We start from the raw sequence: 26,073 nt of genomic DNA, 5'->3' as shown, positions 1-26,073 counted from the left end.
ATTCCTTATGTGGGGAGGAGCCCGTTTATCATTGCGCCCTAAATGTGTTTCACACTTTTTGGGATGCATACTAGGCAAAATACCTACTATCGTTGTCCGGAAAAGCAAATTTCACGAAATAGTGCTCAAATCACAAAAAAAAACGCCCCCTTTTCAGGGGGCGCGACCAGAGTCCAGACCGGATTTAATCAGGCTGGCTTGATTGTATTCAGCAGATGGCCGATCGAGCCTTCCACCGAGGGGCGAATATCGTTGCGCCACAAGGCGAAAGCAACATTGGCTTCGATGAAGCCGGCCTTGGAGCCGCAGTCGAAGGTGAGGCCCTGATAATTGAAGCCGAAGAATTTCTGGGCATCAGCAAGCTTCAGCATCGCATCGGTCAGCTGGATTTCATTGCCGGCACCTTTTTCCTGCTTGCTCAGAAGCTCGAAGATTTCCGGCTGCAGGATGTAGCGGCCATTGATGTAGAGATTGGATGGCGCTGTGCCCTTGGCTGGCTTTTCGACCATCTGCGTGATCTCGAAACCGCTGCCGATGGTTTCGCCCTTGCCCACGATGCCGTATTTATGCGCCTCTTCCGGATCGCATTCCTGCACGGCGACGACATTGCCGCCGGTCTTTTCGTAAAGCTCGACCATTTCCTTCAGGCAGCCCTTCTTGGACTGCATGACCATATCCGGCAACAGCAAAGCAAACGGCTCGTCACCGACGAGTTCGCGCGCACACCAGACCGCATGGCCAAGGCCGAGCGGCACCTGCTGGCGCGTGAAGCTGGTCGTTCCCGGCTGCGGCTGGATATCCTGCAGATGCTCCAGTTCCGCCGTCTTGCCGCGTTCGGCGAGCGTGGAATAAAGCTCCACCTGCGCATCGAAATAGTCTTCGATAACTGCCTTGTTGCGTCCGGTGACGAAAATCAGATGTTCGATACCAGCTTCGCGCGCCTCATCGACTACATACTGGATGACGGGCTTGTCGACGACCGTCAGCATTTCTTTCGGGATCGATTTGGTGGCGGGCAGGAAACGGGTGCCAAGACCTGCGACAGGGAACACGGCCTTGCGAATTTTTCGGATCGAACTCATTCCTCTCCTCGATTTCACTATTTCAGATTTGCTATCAAAGCATTGAAACGACTGAATTTCAAATAAGGCCTTTTCATTAAAGAACGACGAAATTGCCGGACCGATCCCATCACATTCAATGACCCGCCCTTAATGTTGCTTGATTCAAAAATTTTTCGAAACTTCGGGCAAATTCTTACCTGAAGCGGCGATGGTAAACCAATTGCTAACCGACAGGTTCTAATTTGAACGTTCAACAGTTCGACCAGGAATTTTCCGCTGGCTCAAATTCAACACAGGATGGTATTAATTGATTAATGCAATCCGGGGCGAGCAGAATCCAGGTCGAAGGGAAACGCGCCGGTATCGGCTAAATTTGATTGCAGAAGGGAAACACAGAATGCTGCGATTTCCATTCACGGTGAACCCGTCAATGAAGCTGAAAGCTGCAACGGTTGCGATAGCTGCGCTCGCCTCAACGCTTACGACCGGTTCTGCACTGGCTGATGCGCAATTTCGCCAATGGGTCGCGAGCTTCCGTCCTGTCGCCATAAAGGCAGGTGTTTCGCCCTCCACGTTCGACCGCGCATTTCGCGGCGTGGATGCGCCTGACCCGGTTGTGCTGCAGAAAGCGCGCTATCAGCCTGAATTTACCGAGCCTGTCTGGAACTACATCGACAATCGCGTGAACGAACAGTCGGTCTCCGTCGGCCAGAGCATGGCTCGCAAATGGGGTCCGTGGCTCCAGCGCATCGAGCAGCGTTTTTCGGTTGACCGCAATATCCTGCTTGCCATCTGGTCGATGGAAAGCAATTACGGCGAAATCCTCAAGCGCGACGACGTCATGCGGGATGCAGTGCGTTCGCTGGCAACGCTTGCCTATGCGGACCAGCGCCGCGCCAAGTACGGCCGCACACAGCTCATTGCCGCAATGAAGATTCTCCAGACCGGGGATATCGACCGCGGCCATCTTTCCGGTTCGTGGGCCGGTGCGCTCGGCCACACGCAATTCATCCCGACCAGCTATCAGGCTTATGCCGTCGACGTGGACGGAAACGGCAAGCGTGATATCTGGAACTCGGTTCCCGATGCGCTTGGTACGGCTGCGAACCTGCTGCATCGCAATGGCTGGCAGCCCGGCCGCACCTGGGGCTACGAAGTAGCCTTGCCGCAGGGACGCAAGTTCCCCAACGGATCGCTCTCGATTGCCGAGTGGCAGCAGATCGGCATTGTCCGAGCCAACGGACGCCCGTTCCCCGATCCGAATGAAAAGGCGACACTGAAAGTTCCCGATGGCCGTCAGGGGCCAGCCTTCCTGATGACGAAGAACTTCTTCGTGTTGAAGCGCTATAACAACGCCGACAAATATGCGCTGGCCGTGGGCCTGCTCGCGGACCGTATCGGCGGCTATCAGGGGCTTCGGCAGGACTGGAATCGCCCGTTCACGCCCATTTCCATGAATGAGCGGCTGGAATTACAGACCCATCTGAAAGCGCTCGGTTATTATGACGGCAATATCGACGGCAAGATCGGCTCCACCTCCCGGGCCGCCATCGAAGCCTTCCAGCAGCGGAATGGACTTCAGCCGGACGGCCATCCGAGCAAGGAAGTTCTGTCGGTCCTGCGCCGCCGTTAAACTGGCGAATTGATCAAATGGGCGCGCTTCAACAGAAGTGCGCCCATTTGGTTTTTCAACATCGTCGAGCTAATATACAGGCATGAAGGCGAGACGAATGCACGAAAGTCGAAAGTTGCGGAAGCTGATGAAAGCTGCTGGCATGGTGCTCGCCATTGCAGCGCTGCTGTTTTCAGCCGTCGCCACCGCCTCTGCGCAGGAGCGCCCGCGCACGCTTTTCGATCTGTTGTTCGGGCCCCGGCAAGCGCAACCGCAGCGGCAATATCAGCAACCTGCTCCGCAGCGTGCACGGCCTAAACCGAAACGACCCAAGGCGGCATCGCCCGCATCACGCCCGACACCGCCGCCATTGGCGAGCCCCGCTGTCGAATTCGTGGACAAGAAGCCGGATGCCAGGAAGATTCTGGTTGTCGGAGATTTCATTGGCAATGGTCTTGCGGAAGGGCTCGACCTTGCCTTCGCTTCTGACCCCGATCTCAAGGTCGTATCGCGCATAAACGGCTCTTCCGGCTTTGTCCGCAACGACCATTTCGACTGGCCAGACAATATCGGCAAGATACTGGATGAGGAGAAGCCTGCTGCCCTTGTCGTGATGATCGGCTCCAATGACAGGCAGGCAATGACAGAGAAGGGCGTGAGCCTGCCGCCCCGGTCTCCGGAATGGAACGAAGAATACCAGAAGCGCGTCGCGGTTTTCATCAAGGCGATCGGTGACCGGCACGTCCCGTTCGCCTGGATCGGCCAGCCGCCTTTCCGCCCGAAGGGCATGTCGCAGGATATGCTGGCGCTCAACGAAATCCACCGCACCGCCACCGAGAAGGCGGGAGGCAAATTCGCCGATGTCTGGGATGGTTTTGTCGATGAAGAAGGCAATTTTACCCAGACTGGCTTCGATATCAACGGCCAGACCGCGCGCCTGCGCGGCAATGACGGCATCAACATCACTTCGGCAGGCAAGCGCAAGCTTGCTTTCTATGCCGAAAAATCGCTTCGCGCCTATCTCGGCGGGGCGAAGGAAGAGGATCAGCCCCTGCCCGCGGCAGGCGCCCACGATCCGTCTAAACCGGTTGATCGCGTAGCCCCGGTCAGCATTCGCGATATCGACAAGGATGAAAGCGGCGTCCTGATGGGGGGCAACCTCGCAGCGCGCCCGCAAGCCGCACGCCTCCCCCGAAATGACACCAAGCCGTCCCCCGGTCGGGCAGATGATTTTTCCTGGCCGCAGAAGAGCGCAAATCCCTAATTTCTGCACCCATATCAGTAGGATTGAACTATCACCCAACTGATAGCCAGCGGCTTCCTCTACCCAATATGATTCTAATTGCTACATTCCGCGCTGTTTCCAGAAGCGTCTGCATCGTCTATCAGGAGGCACCGTCGGCCTGAAAAGGCTCATGGGAGGGCGCAATCACTCGCGTGAGCGAGGAATTGTTCTTGGCGTCCGTCAGAAAACAAGAGGCGTTTGAATGAATATTGCATCAAAGCCTTCTGTCGATCCACATCGGGAGGAGGAACCCCATCTTGCACGCAATCTGTCCAACAGGCACCTTCAGCTGATTGCCATTGGCGGGGCCATCGGCACGGGCCTTTTCATGGGCTCGGGCAAGACCATTTCGCTGGCAGGCCCTTCGATCCTGCTCGTCTACGCAGTGATCGGCTTCATGCTGTTTTTCGTCATGCGCGCACTGGGCGAAATCCTGCTGTCCAATCTCGAATATCGCTCCTTCGCGGATTTCGCTGGCGATTATCTGGGGCCCTGGGCGCAGTTCTTCACCGGCTGGACCTATTGGCTTTGCTGGATCGTGACCGGCGTGGCCGACGTTGTCGCCGTTTCGGGCTATGTCTCGTTCTGGTTCCCGGAACTGGCGCTCTGGATACCGGCCCTCGGCCTGATTTTTACGCTTCTGGCGCTCAATCTGCCAACGGTGCGCAATTTCGGTGAAATCGAATTCTGGTTCGCTCTCATCAAGATCGTTGCCATTGTCGGCCTGATTATTGCTGGCGTCTACATGCTCTCGACCGGCTTCACCCTGCCGAACGGCAGCCAGGCATCGGTCGCGCATCTTTGGAACCATGGCGGGTTCTTCCCCAATGGTTTCCTTGGCTTTGTCGCCGGTTTCCAGATCGCGGTCTTTGCTTTCGTCGGCATCGAACTGGTCGGCACCGCCGCTGCGGAAACCAAGGACCCCGTGCGCAATCTGCCCAAGGCGATCAACTCCATTCCGATCCGCGTGGTGCTGTTCTATCTCGGCGCGCTCTTCGTCATCATCACCGTCATTCCCTGGGATCAGGTCGACCCGAGTTCAAGCCCGTTCGTCGCCATGTTCTCGCTCGCTGGTCTCGGTATCGCCGCCCATGTCGTGAATTTCGTCGTGCTGACTTCCGCAACGTCGAGCGCGAATTCCGGCATCTATTCGACGTCGCGCATGATCTACGGTCTCGCCACGTCCAAACTCGCGCCAAAGGCGTTCGGCAAGCTGAACAAGCGAAAAGTACCGGTCAACGCGCTGTTCTTCTCGTGCATTTTCCTGCTCGCAGGGGTGGTGCTGCTTTATGCGGGCCAGAGCATCATTGAAGCCTTCACCATCGTCACGACGATTTCGGCGTTGCTCTTCATCTTCATCTGGTCGGTCATTCTGGCGTCTTATCTTCAATATCGCCGCAAGCGCCCGGACCTGCATGAAAAGTCCACCTTCAAGATGCCCGGTGGACGCGCAGCCGTGGTGATGGTTTTCGCCTTCTTCGCCTTCATTCTGTGGGCATTGGCACAAAAGCCGGATACTGCGGCAGCACTGAAAATCACGCCGGTGTGGTTCGTGCTTCTCGCCGTCGCTTATCTGGTGATGAAGTCACGGCGCAGCCAAGGTTAAAAGCAAAAAGCCCGCCAATCGGCGGGCTTTTTCAATTCCATATGGCCTTATCAACGTGGTAAGACCGAACTCCCCATCAGATCGGCATCGATGGCGTGCGCTGCCTGGCGGCCTTCGCGGATTGCCCAGACGACAAGCGACTGGCCACGGCGCACATCGCCCGCGGCGTAGAGCTTGTCGACATTGGTGCGGTAATCGCGTTCATTGGCCTTGACCGACTTGGAACCACGGCGGTCGGTGGCAATTTCAAGCTTGTCGCCCAGTTCCTTGACCACGCTGTTTTCTGCCGGGCCGGCAAAGCCGATCGCGATGAAGGCGAGGTCGGCCTTGATGAAGAACTCAGAGCCGGCGATAGGTTTGCGCTTTTCATCGACCTGACAGCACTTCACATGGGTCAGACGGCCGTCTTCGCCGATGAATTCCAATGTCGCCACCTGAAACTCGCGCGATGCACCTTCCGCCTGGCTGGAGGACGTGCGCATCTTGGTCGCCCAATAGGGCCAGACGCTGAGCTTGTCTTCCTTTTCCGGCGGCTGCGGGCGAATGTCGAGCTGGGTGACGTTGACCGCGCCCTGACGAAATGCGGTGCCCACGCAATCCGAAGCCGTATCGCCGCCGCCGACCACCACGACGTGCTTGCCGCCAGCTAGAATAGGAGCCGAAGCCCAGGCGACGGATTCGATATTTTCGCGGCCCACCCGACGGTTCTGCTGCACCAGATAAGGCATGGCATCATGCACACCTTCCAGATCAGCCCCCGGAATGCCCGCCGGACGCGGCGTTTCCGAACCGCCCGAATAAAGGACGGCATCATAGGTATCGAGGAGGCCGCGCAGCGGCTTGTCCACGCCGATATTCACGCCGCACAGGAAGCGGACGCCCTCGCCTTCCATCTGTGCGATGCGGCGGTCGATCAGGTGCTTTTCCATCTTGAAATCGGGAATGCCGTAGCGCAGCAGGCCACCGGGACGGCTTTCGCGCTCATAGACATCGACCATGTGACCGGCCCGGGCCAGCTGCTGCGCGGCCGAGAGACCCGCCGGGCCGGAACCGATGATGGCGACCGACTTGCCGGTCTTGTTGGCGGCGGGCTGCGGCACGATATAGCCCAACTCATATGCCTTGTCGCCGAGCGCCTGTTCGACCGTCTTGATCGCAACCGGCGTATCTTCAAGGTTCAGCGTGCAGGCTTCCTCGCAGGGCGCGGGGCAGACGCGACCCGTGAATTCCGGGAAATTATTGGTCAAATGCAGGTTGCGGATCGCCTGATCCCAGTTGTTGTTATAGACGAGATCGTTCCAGTCCGGGATCTGGTTGTGCACCGGGCAGCCCGTCGGCCCATGGCAGAACGGAATGCCGCAATCCATGCAGCGTGCCGCCTGCTTCTGCACTTCACCATCCGTCATTGGAATGGTGAACTCGCGGAAGTGACGGATACGATCCGACGCTGGCTGGTACTTTGCCACCTGCCGGTCGATTTCAAGAAAACCAGTTACCTTACCCATATTATTCTCCTCTCGCTGTGCGAGGCTCGCCGTGCCGTGCGCCATCCCAGGCGCACAAGCACTGCGTTTTAACGATAGCACTTACTCAGCCGCGACACCGATCCGCATACGCTCCATCTCTTCCAGAGCGCGGCGGTATTCGACCGGCATGACCTTCACGAATTTCGGGCGATAGCTCTCCCAATTGTCGAGAATGTCCTTCGCCCGCGTCGAGCCGGTGTAATGCAGGTGATTGGCGATCAGCTGCACGAGACGTTCCTCGTCATGATGGGTCATGTTGGCGGAAACGTCCACGCGGCCCTTATGCATGAGGTCGCCGCCATGGTGATGCAGCTTTTCGAGAATGTCGTCCTCTTCCGGCACAGGCTCGAGTTCGACCATCGCCATGTTGCAGCGCTGGGCGAAATCGCCTTCCTCGTCGAGCACATAGGCGACACCGCCCGACATGCCCGCCGCGAAGTTGCGGCCCGTCTGCCCGATGACCACGACAACGCCACCGGTCATATATTCGCAGCCATGGTCGCCCACACCTTCGACAACCGTCACCGCACCAGAGTTGCGCACGGCAAAACGCTCGCCTGCCACGCCGCGGAAGTAGCATTCGCCTTCAAGCGCACCATAGAGCACCGTATTGCCGACGATGATGGAATCTTCGGCAACGATACGCGTATCTTCTGGCGGACGTATGACAATACGGCCACCCGAAAGACCCTTGCCGACATAATCATTGCCGTCGCCGATCAGCTCGAACGAGATGCCACGCGCCAGAAACGCGCCGAAGGACTGGCCAGCCGTACCGCGAAGCGTAACGGCGATGGTGTCTTCCGGCAGACCCTTGTGGCGGAAGCGCTTGGCAACTTCACCGGAAAGCATCGCACCGGCAGAACGGTCGACATTCTTGATCTCCACGTCGATCTTCACCGGCTGGCGGTCTTCCAACGCTGGCATGGCCTCGGCAATCAGCTTGCGGTCAAGAACATCCTCGATCGGGTGATGCTGGCGTTCGGTCCAGTGGATTTCGTGCTTCTCGGCCTCAGGCTTGTAGAAGATGCGGCTGAAATCCAGTCCCTTGGCTTTCCAGTGATCGATCATGGCCTGCTTTTCGAGCAACTCCGTTTCGCCGATAATCTGTTCCAGCCTGGTAAAGCCCATTTCGGCCAAAAGCGCCCGCACCTCTTCCGCCAGATAGAAGAAGAAGTTGATGACGTGTTCCGGCGTGCCCTTGAACCGCTTGCGCAGAACCGGATCTTGCGTGGCCACGCCCACCGGACAGGTGTTCAGATGGCACTTGCGCATCATGATGCAGCCAGCCGCAATCAGCGGAGCGGTCGAGAAACCGAACTCGTCGGCACCGAGCAGCGCGCCGATGATGACATCGCGCCCGGTACGCAAGCCTCCATCCACCTGCAATGCCACGCGGGAGCGAAGCCCGTTCAGCACCAGCGTCTGGTGGGTTTCGGCAAGGCCGATTTCCCAAGGCGAACCAGCATGTTTGAGCGAAGTGAGTGGCGAGGCACCAGTGCCGCCATCATATCCCGACACCGTGATATGGTCGGCGCGCGCCTTGGCGACGCCCGCGGCAACAGTGCCAACGCCTACTTCCGACACCAGCTTGACCGAAATATCAGCAGCCGGATTGACGTTCTTTAGGTCGTAGATCAGCTGCGCCAGATCTTCGATGGAATAGATGTCATGGTGCGGCGGCGGCGAAATGAGACCGACGCCCGGCGTGGAATGTCGGGTCTTGGCAATGGTCGCATCGACCTTGTGCCCCGGCAACTGGCCGCCCTCACCGGGCTTGGCGCCCTGCGCGACCTTGATCTGGATCAGGTCGGAATTGACCAGATATTCCGTCGTCACACCGAAACGGCCCGATGCCACCTGCTTGATTGCAGAGCGTTCCGGGTTCGGCGTGCCATCCGGCAGCGGATAGAAACGATCCGGCTCCTCACCACCCTCGCCTGTGTTCGACTTGCCGCCAATGGCATTCATGGCGCGGGCAAGCGTGGTATGCGCTTCACGCGAGATGGAACCGAACGACATCGCGCCAGTGGAGAAGCGCTTGACGATTTCCGCCGCCGGTTCAACCTCATCGATGGAAACCGGCTTCAGACCGCGTTCTTCGGCGAAGCGGATATTGAACAGGCCGCGAATGGTCTTCGCCTGCGCCGACTTGGAGTCAAGCATGGAGGTATATTCGGTGAAGGTCTCCGGATTGGAGGTACGCACCGCATGCTGCAACCTTGCCACCGCATCCGGCGACCACAAATGCGCCTCACCGCGCATGCGGTATGCATATTCACCGCCCACTTCCAGCGCGGTCAGCAGAACCGGATCATTGCCGAAGGCGTCGCGGTGGCGGCGTACGGTTTCTTCCGCGACTTCATCAAGGCCGACGCCTTCGATGCTCGTCGCCGTGCCGAAGAAGAATTTATCGACAAAGCTCGACTGCAAGCCCACGGCATCGAAAATCTGCGCGCCGCAATAGGACTGGTATGTCGAGATGCCCATCTTGGACATGACCTTGAGCATGCCCTTGCCGATGGACTTGATGTAGCGCTTGACCACTTCATCTTCGTCCACCTCCGGCGGAAACTCGCGACGGCGGTGCATGTCCAGCAGCGTGTCGAAGGCGAGATAAGGATTGATCGCCTCGGCGCCATAACCGGCAAGACAGCAGAAATGATGGATTTCGCGCGGCTCGCCCGATTCCACCACAAGGCCGACCGAGGTGCGCAGGCCCTTGCGGATCAAGTGATGGTGCACGGCTGCCGTTGCCAGAAGGGCGGGGATCGGAATGCGGTCCGGCCCGACCTGACGGTCCGACAGGATGACGATGTTATAGCCGCCGTGGACGGCTGCTTCGGCGCGGTCGCAAAGGCGTTCGATTGCGCCATGCATGCCCGCAGCACCTTCTCCGACATTATAAGTTATGTCGAGCGTCTTGGTGTCGAAACGGTCTTCTGTGTGGCCGATGGAGCGGATTTTTTCCAGATCGCCATTGGTCAGGATCGGCTGGCGCACTTCCAGACGCTTGCGGCGCGACGTGCCGACAAGATCGAAGATGTTCGGGCGCGGGCCGATGAAGGAGACCAGGCTCATCACCAGTTCTTCGCGGATCGGATCGATCGGCGGGTTGGTGACCTGCGCGAAGTTCTGCTTGAAATAGGTGTAGAGCAGCTTCGACTTGTCGGACATGGCCGAGATAGGCGTGTCCGTTCCCATCGAGCCGATGGCTTCCTGACCGGTCGTGGCCATGGGAGCCATCAGAATCCGCGTGTCTTCCTGCGTGTAGCCGAAGCTCTGCTGGCGGTCGAGAAGGCTTACATCCTTGCGCAGCGCACGCGGTTCGACCGGGTTCAGCTCTTCCAGTATGAGCTGCGTATTGGCGAGCCACTGCTTGTAAGGATGCTTCTGCGCGATCTGCGACTTGATTTCCTCATCCGAGACGATGCGGCCTTCTTCCATATCGATGAGCAGCATGCGGCCCGGCTGGAGACGCCACTTCTTGACGACCTTCTTTTCCTCGACCGGCAGCACGCCTGCCTCCGAAGCCAGAATGACGAAATCGTCGTCGGTGACGATATAGCGTGCGGGACGCAGGCCATTGCGGTCGAGCGTCGCGCCAATCTGGCGACCATCGGTGAAGGCAACGGCGGCGGGGCCGTCCCACGGTTCCATCAGTGCTGCGTGATATTCGTAGAATGCGCGGCGCTCATCCGACATCAGCTTGTTGCCGGACCATGCTTCCGGGATCAGCATCATCATCGCATGGGCAAGGCTGTAACCGCCCTGATGCAGGAATTCGAGCGCATTGTCGAAGCAGGCCGTATCCGACTGGCCTTCATAGGAAATGGGCCACAGCTTGGAAATGTCGTTGCCGAACAGTTCCGAGTCGACAGAGGCCTGACGCGCTGCCATCCAGTTGACGTTGCCGCGCAGCGTGTTGATCTCGCCGTTATGCGCAACCATGCGGTATGGATGCGCCAGACGCCAGGACGGAAAAGTGTTGGTGGAGAAACGCTGGTGCACCAGCGCCACCGCGCTTTCAAAACGCGGGTCCTTCAGATCCTGATAATAGGCTCCGACCTGATAGGCGAGGAACATGCCCTTGTAGACGACCGTGCGGGCCGACATGGACACGACATAGAAGCCTTTATCGTCGCCGTCGTTTTCCTGATAGATGCGGTTGGAAATGACCTTGCGCAGAACGAACAGGCGGCGCTCGAAATCGTCATCCGTCTCCAGCATCGGATTGCGCCCGATGAAGACCTGAACGTGAAACGGTTCGGTTGCGGCAATGTCAGGCGCCTTGGAGAGCGATGAGTTGTCGACCGGAACCTCGCGGAAGCCGATGAAGGTCTGGCCTTCGGCAGCGATCACTTCCTTGACGATCTCTTCAATATGGGCGCGCAGTTGCGCATCGCGCGGCATGAACAGATAGCCGACGCCGTAGTGACCCGGCTGCGGCAGATCGATGCCCTGACGCGCCATTTCCTCGCGGAAGAAGCGATCTGGAATCTGCACCAGAATACCAGCGCCATCGCCCATCAGCGGATCGGCACCGACCGCACCGCGATGGGTGAGGTTTTCCAGCATCTGGAGGCCGCTTTTCACGACCTGATGCGACTTCTTGCCCTTCATATGCGCAATGAAACCAACGCCGCACGCATCATGTTCATTGCGCGGATCATAAAGTCCTTGCGCTGCGGGCAAACCCGCCGCTTTCGTTTTTCGCGTCGTTCGGTTGGGAGCGGTCGTCGCAGCTTTGACCGTTCCGTTCTGTACGTTGTGAGAAACCACAGTCGATACAGATGGCGTCAAATGCGTCATCGTCATTCCCTCCGTTTGGCCCTCATCATGAGGTGCGCGATCAGTATATACCGAGATGGTGTGACAACCATCCCGCCGTTGCTTTGCATATAAAGGAAGCCTTATCGACAAGGCGTTGGACGAGGTTCCGGACGAGCGGCAAAGCCGATGCGAGGAACGATGTTTAGCGCCTTATTCTCATCAGGCTTGGACAGACGACACCCAGCCCGCCGGAACGGCGCACTCGAATTCCTCCTGTCGCGGTCGGGGCGCCTGTTACCGCCAGGCGATCTGCCTGCCGGTTCCGGCGCCTCTTTCTGAAACTTTCGGAGAGCGCTGCGTCGCTTCCGTTCGCATCAGCTTCTAATTGGACAGCATTGCTGTCCTAATTACGTATGACAGAATTCAAATTGCCTCACAAGATGGAAACGCAATTTTTCTCGGCAACTTCCGTAATAAAATATCAAAAGCGGTGATTTTGTGGGCTTTAAATTGCGTTTGGCGGCCATTGCGTCAGTTTGGCCCCACGCCGTTTTCTTCTTTTATGCCTAAAAAATAGGCAGCGTGGCGGCATTTTTATCACAAGCAGCCCCAACCGCTTTTGCAGAACGCTGCGCGCTAACGGATACGTTCGAGCGCAGGAACCCAGTGAAATCCGCGCGTCGTACTTTCCGAAAAGTGATTCCGATTCTCCAAACGATGCTGTAGACAGCCATAGACACGAGGGCTGGCGACAGCCTGATTGAACGCATCCGGAGGAACACGTGCATTTTGCGTCAGACAACTGGGCAGGTGCCCATCCGAAAATCGCCGAGAGCCTTTCATTGCATGCTGCGGGTTTTGCGGCAGCCTATGGCGCAAGTGAAATCGACAAGCGCGTCGAGCAACGGTTCAACGAACTGTTCGAGCGTGAAGTTGCCGTATTCTTTGTCGGAACCGGCACCGCCGCCAACTCGCTGGCGCTTGCCAGCGTCAACCGGCCCGGCGGCGTTTCGCTGGTACACCGCGAGGCGCATGTGATCGAGGATGAATGCGGCGCGCCGGAATATTTCACCGGCGGAGCCCGTCTGCATCCGATTGACGGCGCACATGGCCGCATCGACCCCGAGCTTCTCAAGCGCGAACTGAAGCGGTTCAATCCGGCTTTCGTTCACGCCGGGCAGCCGATGGCCGTCAGCATCACGCAGGCGACCGAAGTCGGCACACTCTACCAGCCCGAGCATATCGCCGCCATCTCCAAGATCTGCCGCGATGCAGGCCTGCCGCTGCACATGGACGGTGCACGCTTTGCCAACGCACTCGTTTCCCTGGACATGACGCCTGCCGAAATGACCTGGAAACAGGGTGTGGACATCGTTTCCTTCGGCGGGACGAAAAACGGTTGCTGGTGCGCCGAAGCTCTGGTCTTCATGGACCCTGCACGCGCCAGCGACCTGCCGTTCATCCGCAAGCGCGCGGCCCAGCTCTTTTCCAAGACACGTTTCGTGGCCGCTCAGTTCGATGCTTATCTGCAAGGCAATCTCTGGCTGGAACTGGCGCGTCATTCAAACGCGCTTGCAACGCGCCTTGCCGGCCATATCAATGCGTCGAGCCAGATGCGCCTTGCCTGGAAGCCGGAAGCCAACGAGGTGTTCGCCATCATGAAACAGTCGGTCTATGACCGCCTGCGCAATGCCGGAGCGATTTTCTACGACTGGAACCCGCCGCATTCGGAAGTGAACCGCATCAGCGACGGCGAGATTTTCGCCCGTTTCGTCACGAGCTTCGCCAATACGGAAGAAGACGTGGACCGCTTCGCCGAATTGATTGCCTGACGCCTTTCAATAAGCATGAAAACAAAGAAGGCGGCGCTTTGAGCGCCGCCTTTTTTTGTACTCAGCTGGAAATGCTTTAATGCGCGGTTTTCGCCTCGATCTGCTGGGCGCTTTCCGAGCCAGCCTTGGTGACTTCGATCTTGCGCGGCTTCATCTGCTCCGGGATTTCGCGCTTGAGATCGATGTGCAGGAGGCCATTCTTGAGGCTCGCACCGGCGACTTCCACGAAGTCGGCAAGCTGGAAACGGCGCTCGAAAGCACGTGAAGCAATACCGCGATAGAGAACTTCACCGATATCGGAAGCATTCTCATCGGCCTTCTGACCCTTCACGGTCAACTGGTTGCGATGTGCTTCGATTTCGAGTTCGCTTTCGGAAAAGCCCGCAACCGCCATGGTGATGCGATAGGTGTTTTCACCCGTGCGCTCGATATTATACGGCGGGTAGGACTGGTTACCTTCCGGCGAAGCGAGCGTATCAAGCATGGTGAAAAGACGATCGAAACCGACCGTGGAACGATAAAGCGGGGAAAAATCTACGTGACGCATGTATTAGCCCTCCTTTAGAGCGACAAGATGCTTGTTCAGCATGATCTTTTCCGAACAGCGCCAGACGCGTCCGGGATCATGCAGGGCGGCGAAATTCCCTTATGGCGAATTCCTTGTTGCCGGCGGCCCCTTCCAGGCGACCGCAAAACTCATTTGGGAACGGTTCTTTTTCTTTTCAAGACCAGTAGCGCGCGAAGATTTGCGAAACACGGGCTGTCACGCTGCGTAATAACTCCTGATCGATAGGGGGCTACAATCTTGAGGGTTCGCCGCACAATGAACCCAAAATGAACATCATCTTTGGCGAGCGTTCAGCCGCTTGGGGCTAATGTCCCACCATGCCTGCTGCAAAGCGGGTTCATCAAAGGATCACGGTTATGAAAAAAGCTGTTCTTGCTTTTGCCGCACTTGCCACCGTCGCGACCGGTTTTGCGACGCCCACCTTCGCAGCCGATAGCGGCCTGAGCGTTCAGGTTCAGTATTACGATGATGACGGCTATCGTCCGCCGCGTCCTTATCCGGGTCCGCGTCCCGGCTGGGATGGTGGCCCGGACCGCCGCCCGGGCTGGGGCGATGAGTACGGTCGCCGCGACATCATGAGCCCGCGCCGTATCGCGCGCTCGCTGGAACGCCGCGGCTATGATGTCGGCGATATGCGCCTTAACCGCGACACTTATTTCGTCCGCGCCACGCGGCCAAATGGCCGTCGTGTCATCGTTATGGTCGACGCCTATTCAGGCCGCATCGTCGGCGAACGTCGTCCGGGCGGTTACTGATCTCTCTTCATGTTTCTGAACATATCAGCTGGCGTAACGTCCCTTGCACCGGCTGTTCTTTGAACCGGAAGTTCTCTCTCGAACTTCCGGTTACTTTTTATCATCAATTGCTCCATTATGCTGGCAGCGCATATCCCAACCGAACAGAAAGGCCCGCAATCGGATGTCGGAACTGCTTTTCGAAACCGATGCGAATCCCGTCCCGCATGGGATAAGAGCCGGACTGCTTGAAGCACATGGGGGCAAGACGCTGCGCTATGCCATCCTGAAAGCCGAGACAAGGCCGATGCGGGGAACGGTGGTCCTGCTGCAGGGGCGCAACGAGTTCATTGAAAAATACTTTGAAACCATGGCCGACCTGAGTGCTCGCGGTTTCACGGTCCTGACTTTCGACTGGCGCGGACAAGGCGGCTCGACCCGACTGCTGAAGGATCGCCAGCGTGGCTATGTCCGCAGTTTCGACGACTATTCCGACGATCTCGATCTGACCCTGAGCCAGATCGCTTTGCCTGACTGTCCGCCGCCCTTCTACGTCCTCGGTCACTCCGCAGGCGCGCTCGTGGCGCTTGCTTCAATGGGCAGGCTGACATCCCGTGTCAGCCGCATGGTGCTCTGTGCACCCTTCATGGGGCTCGATGGCCAAAAACTCAGCGACGACAACGTACGCCGCATCGCCTCCGCCTTTCGATGGCTCGGCCTCGGGCGGGTTTACGCCTCCGGCGGACGCAGGCTTGCTTCCCGCCCCTTTGCAGGCAATCCGCTGACCAGCGACCCGGAGCGCTTCATGCGGAATATGGAAATTCCACGTCTTCATCCCGACCTTGCGCTTGGCGGTCCGACAGCCCGCTGGCTCTGGAGCGCGCTCGAAACATCGCGGCGGATCAACCAGCCGGATTTCTACGAAGGGTCAACGGTGCCGGTTCTTATCGTCGCCGCCGGCGCGGATCGTGTGGTTTCCACGCCGGTGATCGAACGTTTTGTGGCGCGAACGCGCAATGTCTCACTGACGACGATTGCCGGCGCACGTCATGAAATGCTGCAGGAAGCCGATTTTTATCGGGAGCAGCTCTGGGCTGCCTTCGATGCGTTCATTCCCGGATCGTCGGAAGTCGAGACCATGCCGGAGACCATTGAACCCGTGGCCTCCGGTATTTAGCTAGCTGTTGAGCAGATCGAGCGCTGCCTTGTGCAGTTCGGGAGAAGCGGCGGCGACAATGTCACCGCCCTTTTCCGCCGGACCACCATCGCGTTGCGTCACCACTCCGCCCGCCTGTTCAATCAGCGGGATGAGGGCAACGATGTCATAGGGCTGCAAACCGGCCTCGACCACAATATCGGCAAAGCCGCTTGCCAGCATGACGAAGGCGTAACAATCGACCCCGTAACGCGACAGACGGACAGAATTTTCCAGCCGGTCGAAACCTCTGCGGTTGTCTCCCTTGAAGAGAGCAGGCGTCGTCGTGAACATCGTCGCATCGGCCAGGGCGGCGTTCTGGCGCACCGACAAACGGCGCGGCATATCTTCACCGCTTTGGCGGGCGAGATAGGCGCCATCGCCGTCGCTGTAGAAAAGTTCGCCGGTAAACGGCTGCGACATCATTCCCGCCCGGGCATCGCCATCGACAGTGAGGCCCAGAAGTGTGCCCCACACCGGCAGGCCGGAAATGAAGGCGCGGGTTCCATCGATGGGATCGATAACCCAGACATGGCTGCGGTCGATATTCTCCGGTCCGTATTCTTCCCCCAGAATGCCATGGTCGGGAAAAGCCTCGCCAATCACCGCCCGAATCGCACGCTCCGCCGCGCGGTCTGCTTCGGTCACCGGATCGAAACCAACGCTATATTTGTTGTCTATTTCCGTCAGTTGACGAAAACGCGGAAGCGTTTCAGCAGCCGCAGCAGCAGCCACTTCGGAAAAAAATGCCTTGTCGATCAGCAACCCCGAACTCCTGTTTCCAATGCATGGCGCGCGCTTGTGCAAACCATGCTAATTTTGCCTATATAATGAGCATGATAAAATCAGCTCAAAAAATATGCTTGTTTTCTTGACGTTAGCGCCGTTCAGACGTAACTTAAATTCCTGACAGGTTTTCCTGTCTATGCCTTTCGGGGCATTTCCTCCCTAGTCTTTGGCCGCGCTCGTATCGTTCGGGCGCGGTTCTTTTTATCTGCGAGAGGAGCTTAAGGAACGGCTTATTCCGCCGCCAGAGGAGGCGCGAAAAAGAGATCATCCGGCAGGGATGTCAGGTCGCTCAGAAATCCATGGAGATCGGCGCAGAGCGTTTCGAAACCGGCAAGCTTGTGCAAGCTCTGTTCGTTCACATAAAGGCTTCGGTTGATCTCGATCTGGAGAGCATGGCAAGCGGTAGCTGGCCGTCCATAATGCTCGGTGATGAAGCCACCCGCATAGGGCTTGTTGTGCGCAACCGTGTAACCCAGGTCCTGGAGGAGATCGATGGCAGCCTGCGTCAGCCTTTCGCTGCACGAACGACCGAAACGGTCGCCGACGATAAAATCCGGTCGTGACCCGACTTCACCGGGACGTGTGCCGCCCGGCATGGAGTGGCAGTCTATCAGCACCGCATAGCCAAAACGCTGGCGCGTGGATTGAAGCAAAGCATCAAGCGTCTGATGATAAGGCTTGTAGAGATCTTCAATGCGGTAAAATGCTTCCGCGAGGGAAATTCGGCCCGGATAAATCAACTGGCCCTCACCGACCAGACGCGGCACGGTGCCAAGCCCGCCAGCGACGCGCGCCGACTGGCTGTTCACGAAAGGCGGCAGCGGCTCGGCGAACATGCGCGGATCGAGCTCATAGGCTTCACGATTCACATCCAGAAAAGCCCGTGGGAAATGCGCCTTGAGCAGGGGCGCGCCGAGCCGCACCGCCGAAGCAAACAAGTCATCGACGTAACAGTCTTCCGAATGGCGAATGCTCAAGGCATCCAGACGCGACGCTTCGATGAAGGAATGCGGGTAATAGCGCCCGCTATGCGGGGAATTAAAGACGAACGGAATGCGCTGTTCCGCCGGAGCGCATATCTCGAAGGGCGGTATCAGACTAAAATCGCGCTCCAAACTCATTCTTCACCCGTTCTCGACCGCAATAGTCAGGCCATTCGCCAACGATCCACGTTAATAACGTAACAAACTACGTCAGACAGCCCATGCGCGCAAATGGCCGGAAGACGAATCTTTCGAACCCTTCCCGGTGTCCATATGCGACAATCCTGTCACACTGAACAGCTTGTTGCCAAATACGCGCCATAACAATTAACATTCGTGCGAGCATTCATTCCATATTTACCAAAGAAGCGTTTTCTACGGTGGATATTGAGTCGTTAAGGGTCAGCTTTTGAGCGATGAACACGACACAGAATTCGGACGGAACAATGAAGAGAATCCTTCTAGCTGAAGATGACAATGATATGCGCCGCTTCCTCGTCAAGGCGTTGGAAAAAGCCGGTTATCACGTGACGCATTTCGACAATGGTGCGAGCGCCTATGAAAGACTGCAGGAAGAGCCCTTCTCGCTTCTGCTGACCGACATCGTCATGCCGGAAATGGACGGTATCGAACTGGCGCGCCGCGCGACAGAAATCGACCCCGACCTGAAGATCATGTTCATTACAGGCTTTGCCGCTGTCGCGCTCAATCCCGATTCGGACGCACCGCGCGACGCAAAGGTGCTCTCCAAGCCGTTCCACCTGCGCGATCTGGTGAATGAAATCGAAAAAATGCTGATCGCCGCCTGAGGCGATCGGGCGGATTTGCGCCCCTTTGTTTTGTCATCAACAAAAAGACGAAAAAACTTCATAAAAGGGCATTGACGGGCGCAACGCGATATGGTGTATGCGCCACATCGAATGGGCGTGTAGCTCAGCGGGAGAGCACTACGTTGACATCGTAGGGGTCACAGGTTCAATCCCTGTCACGCCCACCATTCGAACCCAAAACAAATCAATTGGTTATGAAAAGTAGCGCTGCTGATATGTGGCGCTCTTCAGGTTCGTCGAGCCTGAGGTGAACCTATTGGCTATTCGACCAAACCCACACGCCCAATAGCTTCAAGGTATGCCCCGCGAATGTGTGCTGGGGGCGCCAAGCCGCCCCTCGAGCTTCAAGGCCGATCAAAATTGGCGGATCGTCTCACGCACCTGTTCATCAATATGATCCGCGACTTTCTGGGCGGCTTCGCGTTTTTCAACAGCCCGAGCGATACTCGTTTCGCTCTCTTCAAGAATTTTCAGATACTTGGTTTTCAAGTCGCTATTTTCAGGAACGGCACCGATGTTTTCTCGAATGCGCTCCTGCTCTCCAGCAAGGCGCTGAATATCTTCACTGGATTTTTCCAGTTCCCTGTGCGCATCGACCTGCTTCCTGCGTGCCTCGGCAAGCTGTTCAAGCTTTTCCGCCACCCCCTTGTCGCTGGCGGAAGATGACCAGCCCAGCAGAACGTCCGGTTCCGCGCCAGCCAGTGTGTAGCTGTTACTTAGGAGCAGTTCGTCTACCGCGGTGACGGAAGCTTCGCCCCCCGCTTCAACATTTGTCTGCAACCGGTGATGCGTGGCGGTTCGACCGTTCTCTGCCTGCGACACAAACGACCAGCCCTCACGAACCGGATGTTCGATCACTATTGTCCGTTCACCATCCAGAGCACCCGAAATCGTATAGGTCGTGGTTTCCAGCAGTTTTTCTGTCGTGCGGATCGCCCCATCCACGACTTTGATATCCACGATCTTCTGCGTTGGCTTGCGATCCTCGGTTACGGTCACTTTCCGGTCCGTGGCAAAACTTGCCATGCGTATATCGCCCTTGGGCAAACCCGTGAGTTCGGCATCACCAATATAGCCTGCATTGGCATCATAAACGGTCAGGATACCGCCCGGCATGCTTGCGCCCGTCGAATTGCTGATCTTGATCGCCGCAATCGGATGGCGCAGCTTGCTTCCCGCGGTATAGACAGAAACCATCTGTGCCTCCACTGAGGCATCCGCAATAGGAACCGAGAGGGTATCGCCATTTGCCAGATCATAGCTGCCGGGCAAATCGAACGTGGCTGAAGTGTCGCTTTCGGTGGCAGTTGCGCCAGTCTCCGCCTCCCCTGTCCCACCCCCATAGTCCGCGGGAGCCGGCGCTACTGCCGCCTGCTCCGCTACAGTCTCCATGGTTGGCGCCATCATGGCTTTTTTATCGGAAGCGGCGCGCGTCCGAACTCGATTTAACAAGTTGCCTGTATCGGGTGCCGCCACATTATCCGACGCCGTGTTGACGACGACTTCTGACCGCTCTTTCCAGTAGAGCTGATGCAAGCGCTGTTTCAACGTAACGGGATCGGCCGAGGACAGCGCGATCTTCACACCTTTCCAATCTACTCCGCTGGCATTTTCAAGTATGGCCCACGCCTGAAGACGAGCCTTGGCGTCCTTGCCGACAACCACCCGATAGGCTGTCTTCCAGATCGGCGCGGCGATCACATAGTTAAGCCGGACTTCTTGTCCACCAGTTCCGGCAATATGCACATTAACGACACGTGCACCGTCATTCTTTGCGCGTCCCGTCGCCGCAACGGCGTCGGCCAGTTTCTGGCGCATTTCCGGATCTTCGACTGTCAACGCGGCATCGTCGCCAAGTTTGAGTGTGTCAATCCGGTCGTCCTTGCCAAGCACTGTCAGCAGTGCACGTTCAGCCGTTTTCTCGCTGTCGCGCGTTTCCACGCCAAGAACCTTGCCCGTCACTGTTTTTCCGCCACTCGTGACCGATACCACCGTACCTTGCATGGACGCGAGAAGTGCAGGCGCTGACGCTAAAGTTTCAGGCGTGAACGGCAGCCCCTTGAAGGTCTCCTCGAGAGGCCTTGGTCCGGCGAGCGATACCCGATCGATCGTTCCAGCGTTGCCATTCAAGACCAGGCTTTTCAGAATGTCGTCGACCTGGTCGAAGGGCACTTCGATCTGTATCGTTCCGTCAGCCGTTGGGACGGCTTTTCTGGAAATTTCCGCCAATCCGCCAGAGGATAACCGGATCGCGTCGACCCCACCGCCATCACCCGCTACGGCGATACCGGAAAGTGCAGTACCAAGGAGCAGTGCGGCAGCCCCGGCTACATGGATGCGTTGGAACACTGTAGATCTCCTCAGAACAGAATCAGCGTAGGGCCTTATCGTTTTCGGAATTTCGGTCAAAACTTCGGCTTCGTCGTGGCTTTTCAGCCATAGAGACGTTAATCATCCATTTGATCCTCGAACAGGAAGCCTGCACAGCCATCCACAAGTGTCTTATGGAGGATGGCGAAGCAGTCAGCGAATGATCCCTCTCCGGCCCGGCTACGACGGAAGGCGGGACGGGCGACCTTATTGGTTATGCTTTCAGCATGATCGTGTGCACAGTCGCAGCCTGCACGGCATTTGGTGAATAGACCAGGGGACAATGGACGCCCTCGTGCCAGCGGGGAAGAAGGTCCTTGTAATGGGGCGAGCCGGGCAAGCCAGACTGTCCCGGATTGTTGACGAACAGGCTGTTGTCCCATTCTCCCACATCGATCACCATCCGGACCGATGGGCCAGCCAGAACAGAAAAATCATTGAGGCGGTAATTGGCATAATTGAGGGTGGAGCTGCTACCGCCCAACTCCAAAGTCGCGAGGGACCAGTCCTCGTCCGTCAGGGATTGCAGGGGATGAGAGAGCTTGAGTCGATGAACACGGCCCCACGACCACTCGTCCGGCTTCTCTCCCATCAATGACACGCACTCTGCCCAGGCATCATCAAGACTTTGTGCAATATTCTTGTGGACCTCTCCTGCCGGCACCGCTTCTTCCAGCCATTCCACGATGCTGGGAGCATCGAACGGCATGAGCATCGGAATGATATGAGGCTCCGCGCCTTCCCTTCGGGCGACAAGCGGGCCGAGATGCTTGCTGAGCCAAACTTCAAACAAGGCGGCAGGAGCTGAATCTGCTGCCAGATTACCATCCCAGTTTCGAAGCAGTTGCCATGCGGCGGGCTCGCCCGTTACACCCATCGCTTTCAGGCATTTCAGAGCGCGCGTAGCAATGGGCGAAAAGGTCGAACATTGCAATCTCACGCAATCCTCAAGGGAAATCGGCGTTTCGCGCGACAGTTCTCGATGCAGCGTGTCGTGCCTGCTGCTGTCGAGCCATTCATAGCCAATGGCCGGACTTGCGGCAGCCCAGTCATCCGGCACGTTCATCGCATTGGCGGTCGCGATGAAACCACGCGCGGGATTGACTTCACACGGTCCTGCTTGCGGGAGCAGATAACCGTTCCATTCGTAGCGCCCATCACCGGGAACGGGTAGCAACCCATCCCAATTCTGACGTATGGGCGACGCACCGGAGGGTTTCCATGCAATCTTATTGGTCGTATCCGCGTAAATGTGATTGACGGACGGACAGCCCCATCCATTCAACGCTTTGACATATTCCGCATAGTTCCTTGCCTCCATGACGGAGAGGCTGGCCATGTAAGGTGCCATACCAGCATCCATCCAGACGGTTCGCAGTCCAAAAGCCCTATTGTTCACAGCATCCCGATAGATGACAGGGCCATGGCGGGTAAACTCCAGTGCCACTGACTGGTCTGGACAACCTTTTACTGGAATGGCTTCCGTAATGGTCGTGAGTTTTTCCCAACCATCCCGATACACATATCGTTCAGGATCATCTTCACGGGTCCGATAGACATAGATGTCTTCCTGATCCGCCCCGAAAATGGTGAGCCCGAAAGCGGCAGTCCCGTTATGACCCATCGATATTCCCGGCACCATCGGTTCGCCTGCGCCAATCACATCAAGGCCCGGCGCCGACAGATGCACTACGTAACGAATAGACGGCAAGACATGCGTCCGATGCGGATCAAGCGCCAGTATCGGGCGCCCTGTAGTGGTTTTCTCGGCTGAGATTGCCCAATTGTTTGAGCCTTCTTCGAAGGAAGCCCTGATGATCTCACCGGATGGCGTAACGGTCGTCCAGAGAGCTGCATCCATAAGCGTGGCCGAAAGCCTGTCACGGGAGAAGGTCGCCGGACTGACGGCAAGGTTGAAATCACGCAAAACTCGATCCGTCATGATCGTCGGATCAAACCCATCGACCGGCTTCGACACAACGCCATGCGACAACTGCTTGCGCAATCCATCGAGCCTTGCGCCAAGCTCGCTTCCAACAGCGGCCATCACCTTTGACCGCAATAGTTCGGAAGATGCATTGCGTGTCAGCGAGTGGGTGCGCACACGCACCACATCTTCCGCCTTCCATCGGTCGGGGCGATGGCCAAGCAGCGTAAACTCCGGCGGAAGTGGTATCGAACCTGCATCGCAGGCATCTATATAGGCATTGATCCCATTGGCGAATGCGGAGCAGATTTCTTCCGCGTGAGCCCCATAGGCTTTCCATTCGGGTGCCATATCGCCGCGATAGAGAAACAGCCGCGCCGCCCTGTCCTGTTCGAGATAGCCGGGACCTAAATCACGTGCCAGCAGGCCGAGACCGCGCTTGCGCGCGATATCGATCTGCCAGAGGCGATCACGTGCGGCATTCCAGCCTTGCGCGAAGAAAAGATCATGAAAATTGTTCGCCTGAATATGGGCTACGCCCCACCGGTCGACCCTGATCGTGACGTCTTCCTTAAGACCTGGAACCTCATGGGCTGCAAGTCGCTTCTCGTCGCGCATGGCTATATCCGTTTGTTCAGTTGAGCCGCAGAAACAAGCCCGCGTGGAGACGCGCCCGTTCTATGAGGCTGTCCTCGAAGATATGTTCACCCAAGGTATGAAGACCTTCCCCCCGAACGCCGATGGAATCGAGCGTCGGCACGCCAAGCGCGCCTGTGAAATTGCCGTCCGAACCACCGCCAGAACTCTGGGCCGTCATCTTGAACCCGATCTCCTTCGCAATATCATTGGCGAAGTTGAAGAGCTCCATATCTTGCGGCTGTCCGTGTTCCCAAACCGGGCGCGTGACGCCGCGCGTCACGATGAATTCCACATCGTCTTTCACGCTGGCAAGCGCCAAGATGCGAGAAACACCCTCTTCCAGATCCCGCTGGGTCTTGGCCATGCTGAGTGCTTCCGCCTTGCAGCTCGAAGATACGCAATTGACCCATTGTCCGGCATGAATGACACCGACCGAGAAGGTGCAGTCATCCGTCGTCAGAGCTTCGATCTCCAGTATCTTTTCCGACATGCGGCGGATTGCAGAACGACCTTCCTTGAGCAACCAGCCAGCATGGCTCGGACGTCCTATCGTTTCGAGATTATAGCGCGCAATCGCGTAACGTCCCACGACGGCACCACCGTCGCGGCGCGCCGGCTCAGGGACAAGCACATATTGGTTTTTGAGTGCTTCCTGTTCGATCAGATCACGTGTGGAGGGCGTTCCGACCTCCTCGTCAGGAGTCAGCAGGAACGTCACAGGCAGCTTTGTCGTCAGTCCCGAACGGGCGATCTGGCGCATTGCCTCAAGGGCCACGAAATTGCCGCCCTTCATATCCTGGATGCCCGGCCCGTAAATCTTGCCGTCCTCGCGGCGATAGGGGTTCACATTGATGACGCCGAGCGGATGGACCGTATCGAGATGGCCGGAAACCAGAATGCCCGGCCTGCCTTGATCCGCATGGGGAAAACGGGCACGCAACGACCCTCCAAAGCCCATGCGGCCGGGTATGAATTCCACGCTCGCACCGGCAGCAGCAAAATCATAGGCCGCAGTGTCAACCATGCGGTTCACGGCGGCCGCGTCGAAGGTCGGACTTTCTGTTTCGATCCATGGACGCAAGCGGGCAATCATATCATTGAGATCGAACGGCAATTCATGCGCACTCATGCGGAAAGTTCCTTATTCACTGGCAAACGGGTTTCCACGATCCGGGCATAGATCGACGATCCGATGGGCAACGTCGCGGGATCGAGCGTAAAGGCAGGATTGTGGAGGGCGGCTTTGCCGCCGTGCAGCACATTGATGTAAGCACCGGGAACGCGGGCTAGCATGTCGGCGAAATCTTCGCTGCCCATGAAAGCGGGGCAATCCTCGGTCACGTTTTCCTCGCCCAGCACATCGCGTGCTGCGGCGATATAAGCGTCGGTTAATCCCTGATCGTTGCGCAGAACATCAAACACGTTGCGGATATCGACATCGACAGTAATGCCGAAACCTGCAGCGATACCGGAACAGATCTCGCGCAGGCGGGCTTCGGCCAGATCGCAGACCCGCTTTTCGAAATAACGGATCGTGCCGGTGATCGTGGCGACTTCCGGCACGATGTTGTAGGCGCTGCCGGTATGGAATTGCGTGCAGGAGACGACACAGGCTTCCGTAGCTGGAATATTGCGGGAAACAATGGTCTGCAGTTGGCCGACAAGATCGGCACCGATCACCAGTACGTCACGCGCATTATGTGGCTGGGCCGCATGGCTGCCCTTGCCGGTCAGCTTGATGTCGAAGAAGCTGGCGCCCGCCATGGCTGCGCCCTTGCGGATCGCGGCTTTGCCCAGTGTACCAAGGGGCTGATTGTGCATTCCATAGATTTCATCACAGGGAAATCGCTCGAAAAGCCCTTCCGAAATCATCCTGCGCGCTCCACCAAGGCCTTCTTCGGCTGGCTGGAAGACAAAAACCGCGCTGCCTTCGAAATTGCGCGTTGCCGCAAGATACTGTGCGGCGCCAAGCAGCATCGTCGTGTGTCCGTCATGGCCGCATGCATGCATGCGCCCCGGATTTTGCGAGCTGTAGGGGACGCCGGAAATCTCATCGATGGGCAGTGCGTCCATATCGGCGCGCAGGCCGATGCGGCGATTGCCACCATTGCGCCCCTTCAATATGCCGACGACGCCGGTCCCGGCGATGCCGGTATGAACTTCATCGAAACCCCATCTTTCCAGCAGTGCGGCCACCACACCGGAAGCGTGCTTCTCCTCGAAGCCGATTTCGGGATGACGATGGAGATCTTCGAAAACCGCGCGCATCTCGCCGGCTTTCTCCTCAATAAACGGTATGATGGGCATGATTTCATTCCTGTTTGAAACTTTGAAGACCAG

General features: G+C 57.6%; 17 protein-coding genes and 1 tRNA gene. 8 read left to right on the top strand and 10 right to left on the bottom strand.

Annotated features, from left to right (window positions below; all coding sequences use genetic code 11):
* Nucleotides 1-188: 188 nt before the first annotated feature.
* Nucleotides 189-1,082, bottom strand: a complete 894-nt coding sequence (gene galU, locus ACS5UA_RS10105) for a UTP--glucose-1-phosphate uridylyltransferase GalU (RefSeq protein WP_021585325.1) — start codon at nucleotides 1,080-1,082, stop codon at nucleotides 189-191.
* 379 nt (nucleotides 1,083-1,461) lie between these two features.
* On the opposite strand from galU, the gene ACS5UA_RS10100 reads away from it, so the two are divergent.
* From ACS5UA_RS10100 to ACS5UA_RS10090, 3 genes are all read left to right on the top strand, one after another.
* Nucleotides 1,462-2,697: a lytic murein transglycosylase gene (locus ACS5UA_RS10100; protein ID WP_021585326.1), complete on the top strand. Its 1,236-nt coding sequence runs from the start codon at nucleotides 1,462-1,464 to the stop codon at nucleotides 2,695-2,697.
* Between the two features lie 97 nt (nucleotides 2,698-2,794).
* Entirely contained in the window at nucleotides 2,795-3,940 is a 1,146-nt protein-coding gene (locus ACS5UA_RS10095; RefSeq protein WP_021585327.1) for an SGNH/GDSL hydrolase family protein, read from the top strand.
* Between the two features lie 223 nt (nucleotides 3,941-4,163).
* A complete protein-coding gene (locus tag ACS5UA_RS10090) occupies nucleotides 4,164-5,567 on the top strand; it encodes an amino acid permease (RefSeq protein ID WP_021585328.1) in 1,404 nt (467 codons plus the stop codon).
* Between the two features lie 50 nt (nucleotides 5,568-5,617).
* Here ACS5UA_RS10090 and ACS5UA_RS10085 read toward each other — a convergent pair whose 3' ends face one another.
* Together ACS5UA_RS10085 and gltB are read right to left on the bottom strand one after the other, a co-directional pair.
* On the bottom strand, nucleotides 5,618-7,072 hold the full coding sequence (locus ACS5UA_RS10085) for a glutamate synthase subunit beta (RefSeq protein ID WP_021585329.1): 1,455 nt from the start codon (nucleotides 7,070-7,072) through the stop codon (nucleotides 5,618-5,620).
* 81 nt (nucleotides 7,073-7,153) lie between these two features.
* Nucleotides 7,154-11,905 carry a glutamate synthase large subunit gene (gene gltB / locus ACS5UA_RS10080; RefSeq protein WP_021585330.1) on the bottom strand — a complete coding sequence of 1,584 codons (4,752 nt, stop codon included), beginning with the start codon at nucleotides 11,903-11,905 and terminating at the stop codon, nucleotides 7,154-7,156.
* 743 nt (nucleotides 11,906-12,648) lie between these two features.
* Between gltB and ACS5UA_RS10075 the strand changes: the two genes are divergently transcribed.
* Complete coding sequence (locus ACS5UA_RS10075; protein WP_021585331.1) at nucleotides 12,649-13,698, top strand: threonine aldolase family protein; 1,050 nt, start codon at nucleotides 12,649-12,651, stop codon at nucleotides 13,696-13,698.
* 76 nt (nucleotides 13,699-13,774) lie between these two features.
* Here ACS5UA_RS10075 and ACS5UA_RS10070 read toward each other — a convergent pair whose 3' ends face one another.
* Nucleotides 13,775-14,245 (bottom strand): Hsp20 family protein, encoded by a 471-nt coding sequence (locus ACS5UA_RS10070; RefSeq protein ID WP_006469490.1) that lies wholly within the window; start codon nucleotides 14,243-14,245, stop codon nucleotides 13,775-13,777.
* Nucleotides 14,246-14,622: 377 nt separating this feature from the next.
* Here ACS5UA_RS10070 and ACS5UA_RS10065 point away from each other — a divergent pair, with 377 nt between their 5' ends.
* A complete protein-coding gene (locus ACS5UA_RS10065; protein WP_021585332.1) occupies nucleotides 14,623-15,021 on the top strand; it encodes an Antifreeze protein, type I in 399 nt (132 codons plus the stop codon).
* Between the two features lie 163 nt (nucleotides 15,022-15,184).
* A complete protein-coding gene (locus ACS5UA_RS10060; protein WP_021585333.1) occupies nucleotides 15,185-16,177 on the top strand; it encodes an alpha/beta fold hydrolase in 993 nt (330 codons plus the stop codon).
* Here ACS5UA_RS10060 and hisN read toward each other — a convergent pair whose 3' ends face one another.
* Nucleotides 16,178-16,960, bottom strand: a complete 783-nt coding sequence (gene hisN, locus ACS5UA_RS10055; protein WP_443101289.1) for a histidinol-phosphatase — start codon at nucleotides 16,958-16,960, stop codon at nucleotides 16,178-16,180.
* Between the two features lie 254 nt (nucleotides 16,961-17,214).
* A complete protein-coding gene (locus ACS5UA_RS10050) occupies nucleotides 17,215-18,105 on the bottom strand; it encodes an N-formylglutamate amidohydrolase (RefSeq protein ID WP_443101288.1) in 891 nt (296 codons plus the stop codon).
* A gap of 308 nt (nucleotides 18,106-18,413) precedes the next feature.
* On the opposite strand from ACS5UA_RS10050, the gene cpdR reads away from it, so the two are divergent.
* Together cpdR and ACS5UA_RS10040 are read left to right on the top strand one after the other, a co-directional pair.
* Nucleotides 18,414-18,776, top strand: a complete 363-nt coding sequence (gene cpdR, locus ACS5UA_RS10045) for a cell cycle two-component system response regulator CpdR (RefSeq protein WP_002966536.1) — start codon at nucleotides 18,414-18,416, stop codon at nucleotides 18,774-18,776.
* A gap of 113 nt (nucleotides 18,777-18,889) precedes the next feature.
* Nucleotides 18,890-18,964, top strand: a tRNA-Val gene (locus ACS5UA_RS10040).
* A 187-nt stretch (nucleotides 18,965-19,151) separates the two neighbouring features.
* Here ACS5UA_RS10040 and ACS5UA_RS10035 read toward each other — a convergent pair.
* From ACS5UA_RS10035 to ACS5UA_RS10020, 4 genes are all read right to left on the bottom strand, one after another.
* The gene (locus ACS5UA_RS10035) at nucleotides 19,152-21,206 is read right to left on the bottom strand and encodes a DUF4139 domain-containing protein (protein WP_112701786.1); all 2,055 of its coding nucleotides are present in this window, start codon (nucleotides 21,204-21,206) and stop codon (nucleotides 19,152-19,154) included.
* A gap of 175 nt (nucleotides 21,207-21,381) precedes the next feature.
* On the bottom strand, nucleotides 21,382-23,712 hold the full coding sequence (locus ACS5UA_RS10030; RefSeq protein ID WP_443101287.1) for a penicillin acylase family protein: 2,331 nt from the start codon (nucleotides 23,710-23,712) through the stop codon (nucleotides 21,382-21,384).
* A gap of 16 nt (nucleotides 23,713-23,728) precedes the next feature.
* Nucleotides 23,729-24,862 (bottom strand): M20/M25/M40 family metallo-hydrolase, encoded by a 1,134-nt coding sequence (locus ACS5UA_RS10025; protein WP_021585338.1) that lies wholly within the window; start codon nucleotides 24,860-24,862, stop codon nucleotides 23,729-23,731.
* The gene (locus ACS5UA_RS10020; protein ID WP_021585339.1) at nucleotides 24,859-26,040 is read right to left on the bottom strand and encodes a M20 aminoacylase family protein; all 1,182 of its coding nucleotides are present in this window, start codon (nucleotides 26,038-26,040) and stop codon (nucleotides 24,859-24,861) included. The genes ACS5UA_RS10025 and ACS5UA_RS10020 overlap by 4 nt, the downstream gene beginning before the upstream one ends.
* Nucleotides 26,041-26,073: the final 33 nt, after the last annotated feature.

It is taken from the genome of Brucella sp. RRSP16, assembly GCF_052246815.1.
In the GTDB taxonomy this organism is placed as follows: domain Bacteria; phylum Pseudomonadota; class Alphaproteobacteria; order Rhizobiales; family Rhizobiaceae; genus Brucella; species Brucella intermedia.
This window is presented reverse-complemented; position numbering and strand designations above follow the sequence as displayed.

Coding starts and splice junctions, on each gene's coding strand:
- galU (WP_021585325.1), bottom strand. CDS start 1,082: ATGAGTTCGATCCGAAAAATTCGCAAGGCCGTGTTCCCTGTCGCAGGT.
- ACS5UA_RS10100 (WP_021585326.1), top strand. CDS start 1,462: ATGCTGCGATTTCCATTCACGGTGAACCCGTCAATGAAGCTGAAAGCT.
- ACS5UA_RS10095 (WP_021585327.1), top strand. CDS start 2,795: ATGCACGAAAGTCGAAAGTTGCGGAAGCTGATGAAAGCTGCTGGCATG.
- ACS5UA_RS10090 (WP_021585328.1), top strand. CDS start 4,164: ATGAATATTGCATCAAAGCCTTCTGTCGATCCACATCGGGAGGAGGAA.
- ACS5UA_RS10085 (WP_021585329.1), bottom strand. CDS start 7,072: ATGGGTAAGGTAACTGGTTTTCTTGAAATCGACCGGCAGGTGGCAAAG.
- gltB (WP_021585330.1), bottom strand. CDS start 11,905: ATGACGCATTTGACGCCATCTGTATCGACTGTGGTTTCTCACAACGTA.
- ACS5UA_RS10070 (WP_006469490.1), bottom strand. CDS start 14,245: ATGCGTCACGTAGATTTTTCCCCGCTTTATCGTTCCACGGTCGGTTTC.
- ACS5UA_RS10065 (WP_021585332.1), top strand. CDS start 14,623: ATGAAAAAAGCTGTTCTTGCTTTTGCCGCACTTGCCACCGTCGCGACC.
- ACS5UA_RS10060 (WP_021585333.1), top strand. CDS start 15,185: ATGTCGGAACTGCTTTTCGAAACCGATGCGAATCCCGTCCCGCATGGG.
- ACS5UA_RS10050 (WP_443101288.1), bottom strand. CDS start 18,105: ATGAGTTTGGAGCGCGATTTTAGTCTGATACCGCCCTTCGAGATATGC.
- cpdR (WP_002966536.1), top strand. CDS start 18,414: ATGAAGAGAATCCTTCTAGCTGAAGATGACAATGATATGCGCCGCTTC.
- ACS5UA_RS10030 (WP_443101287.1), bottom strand. CDS start 23,712: ATGCGCGACGAGAAGCGACTTGCAGCCCATGAGGTTCCAGGTCTTAAG.
- ACS5UA_RS10025 (WP_021585338.1), bottom strand. CDS start 24,862: ATGAGTGCGCATGAATTGCCGTTCGATCTCAATGATATGATTGCCCGC.
- ACS5UA_RS10020 (WP_021585339.1), bottom strand. CDS start 26,040: ATGCCCATCATACCGTTTATTGAGGAGAAAGCCGGCGAGATGCGCGCG.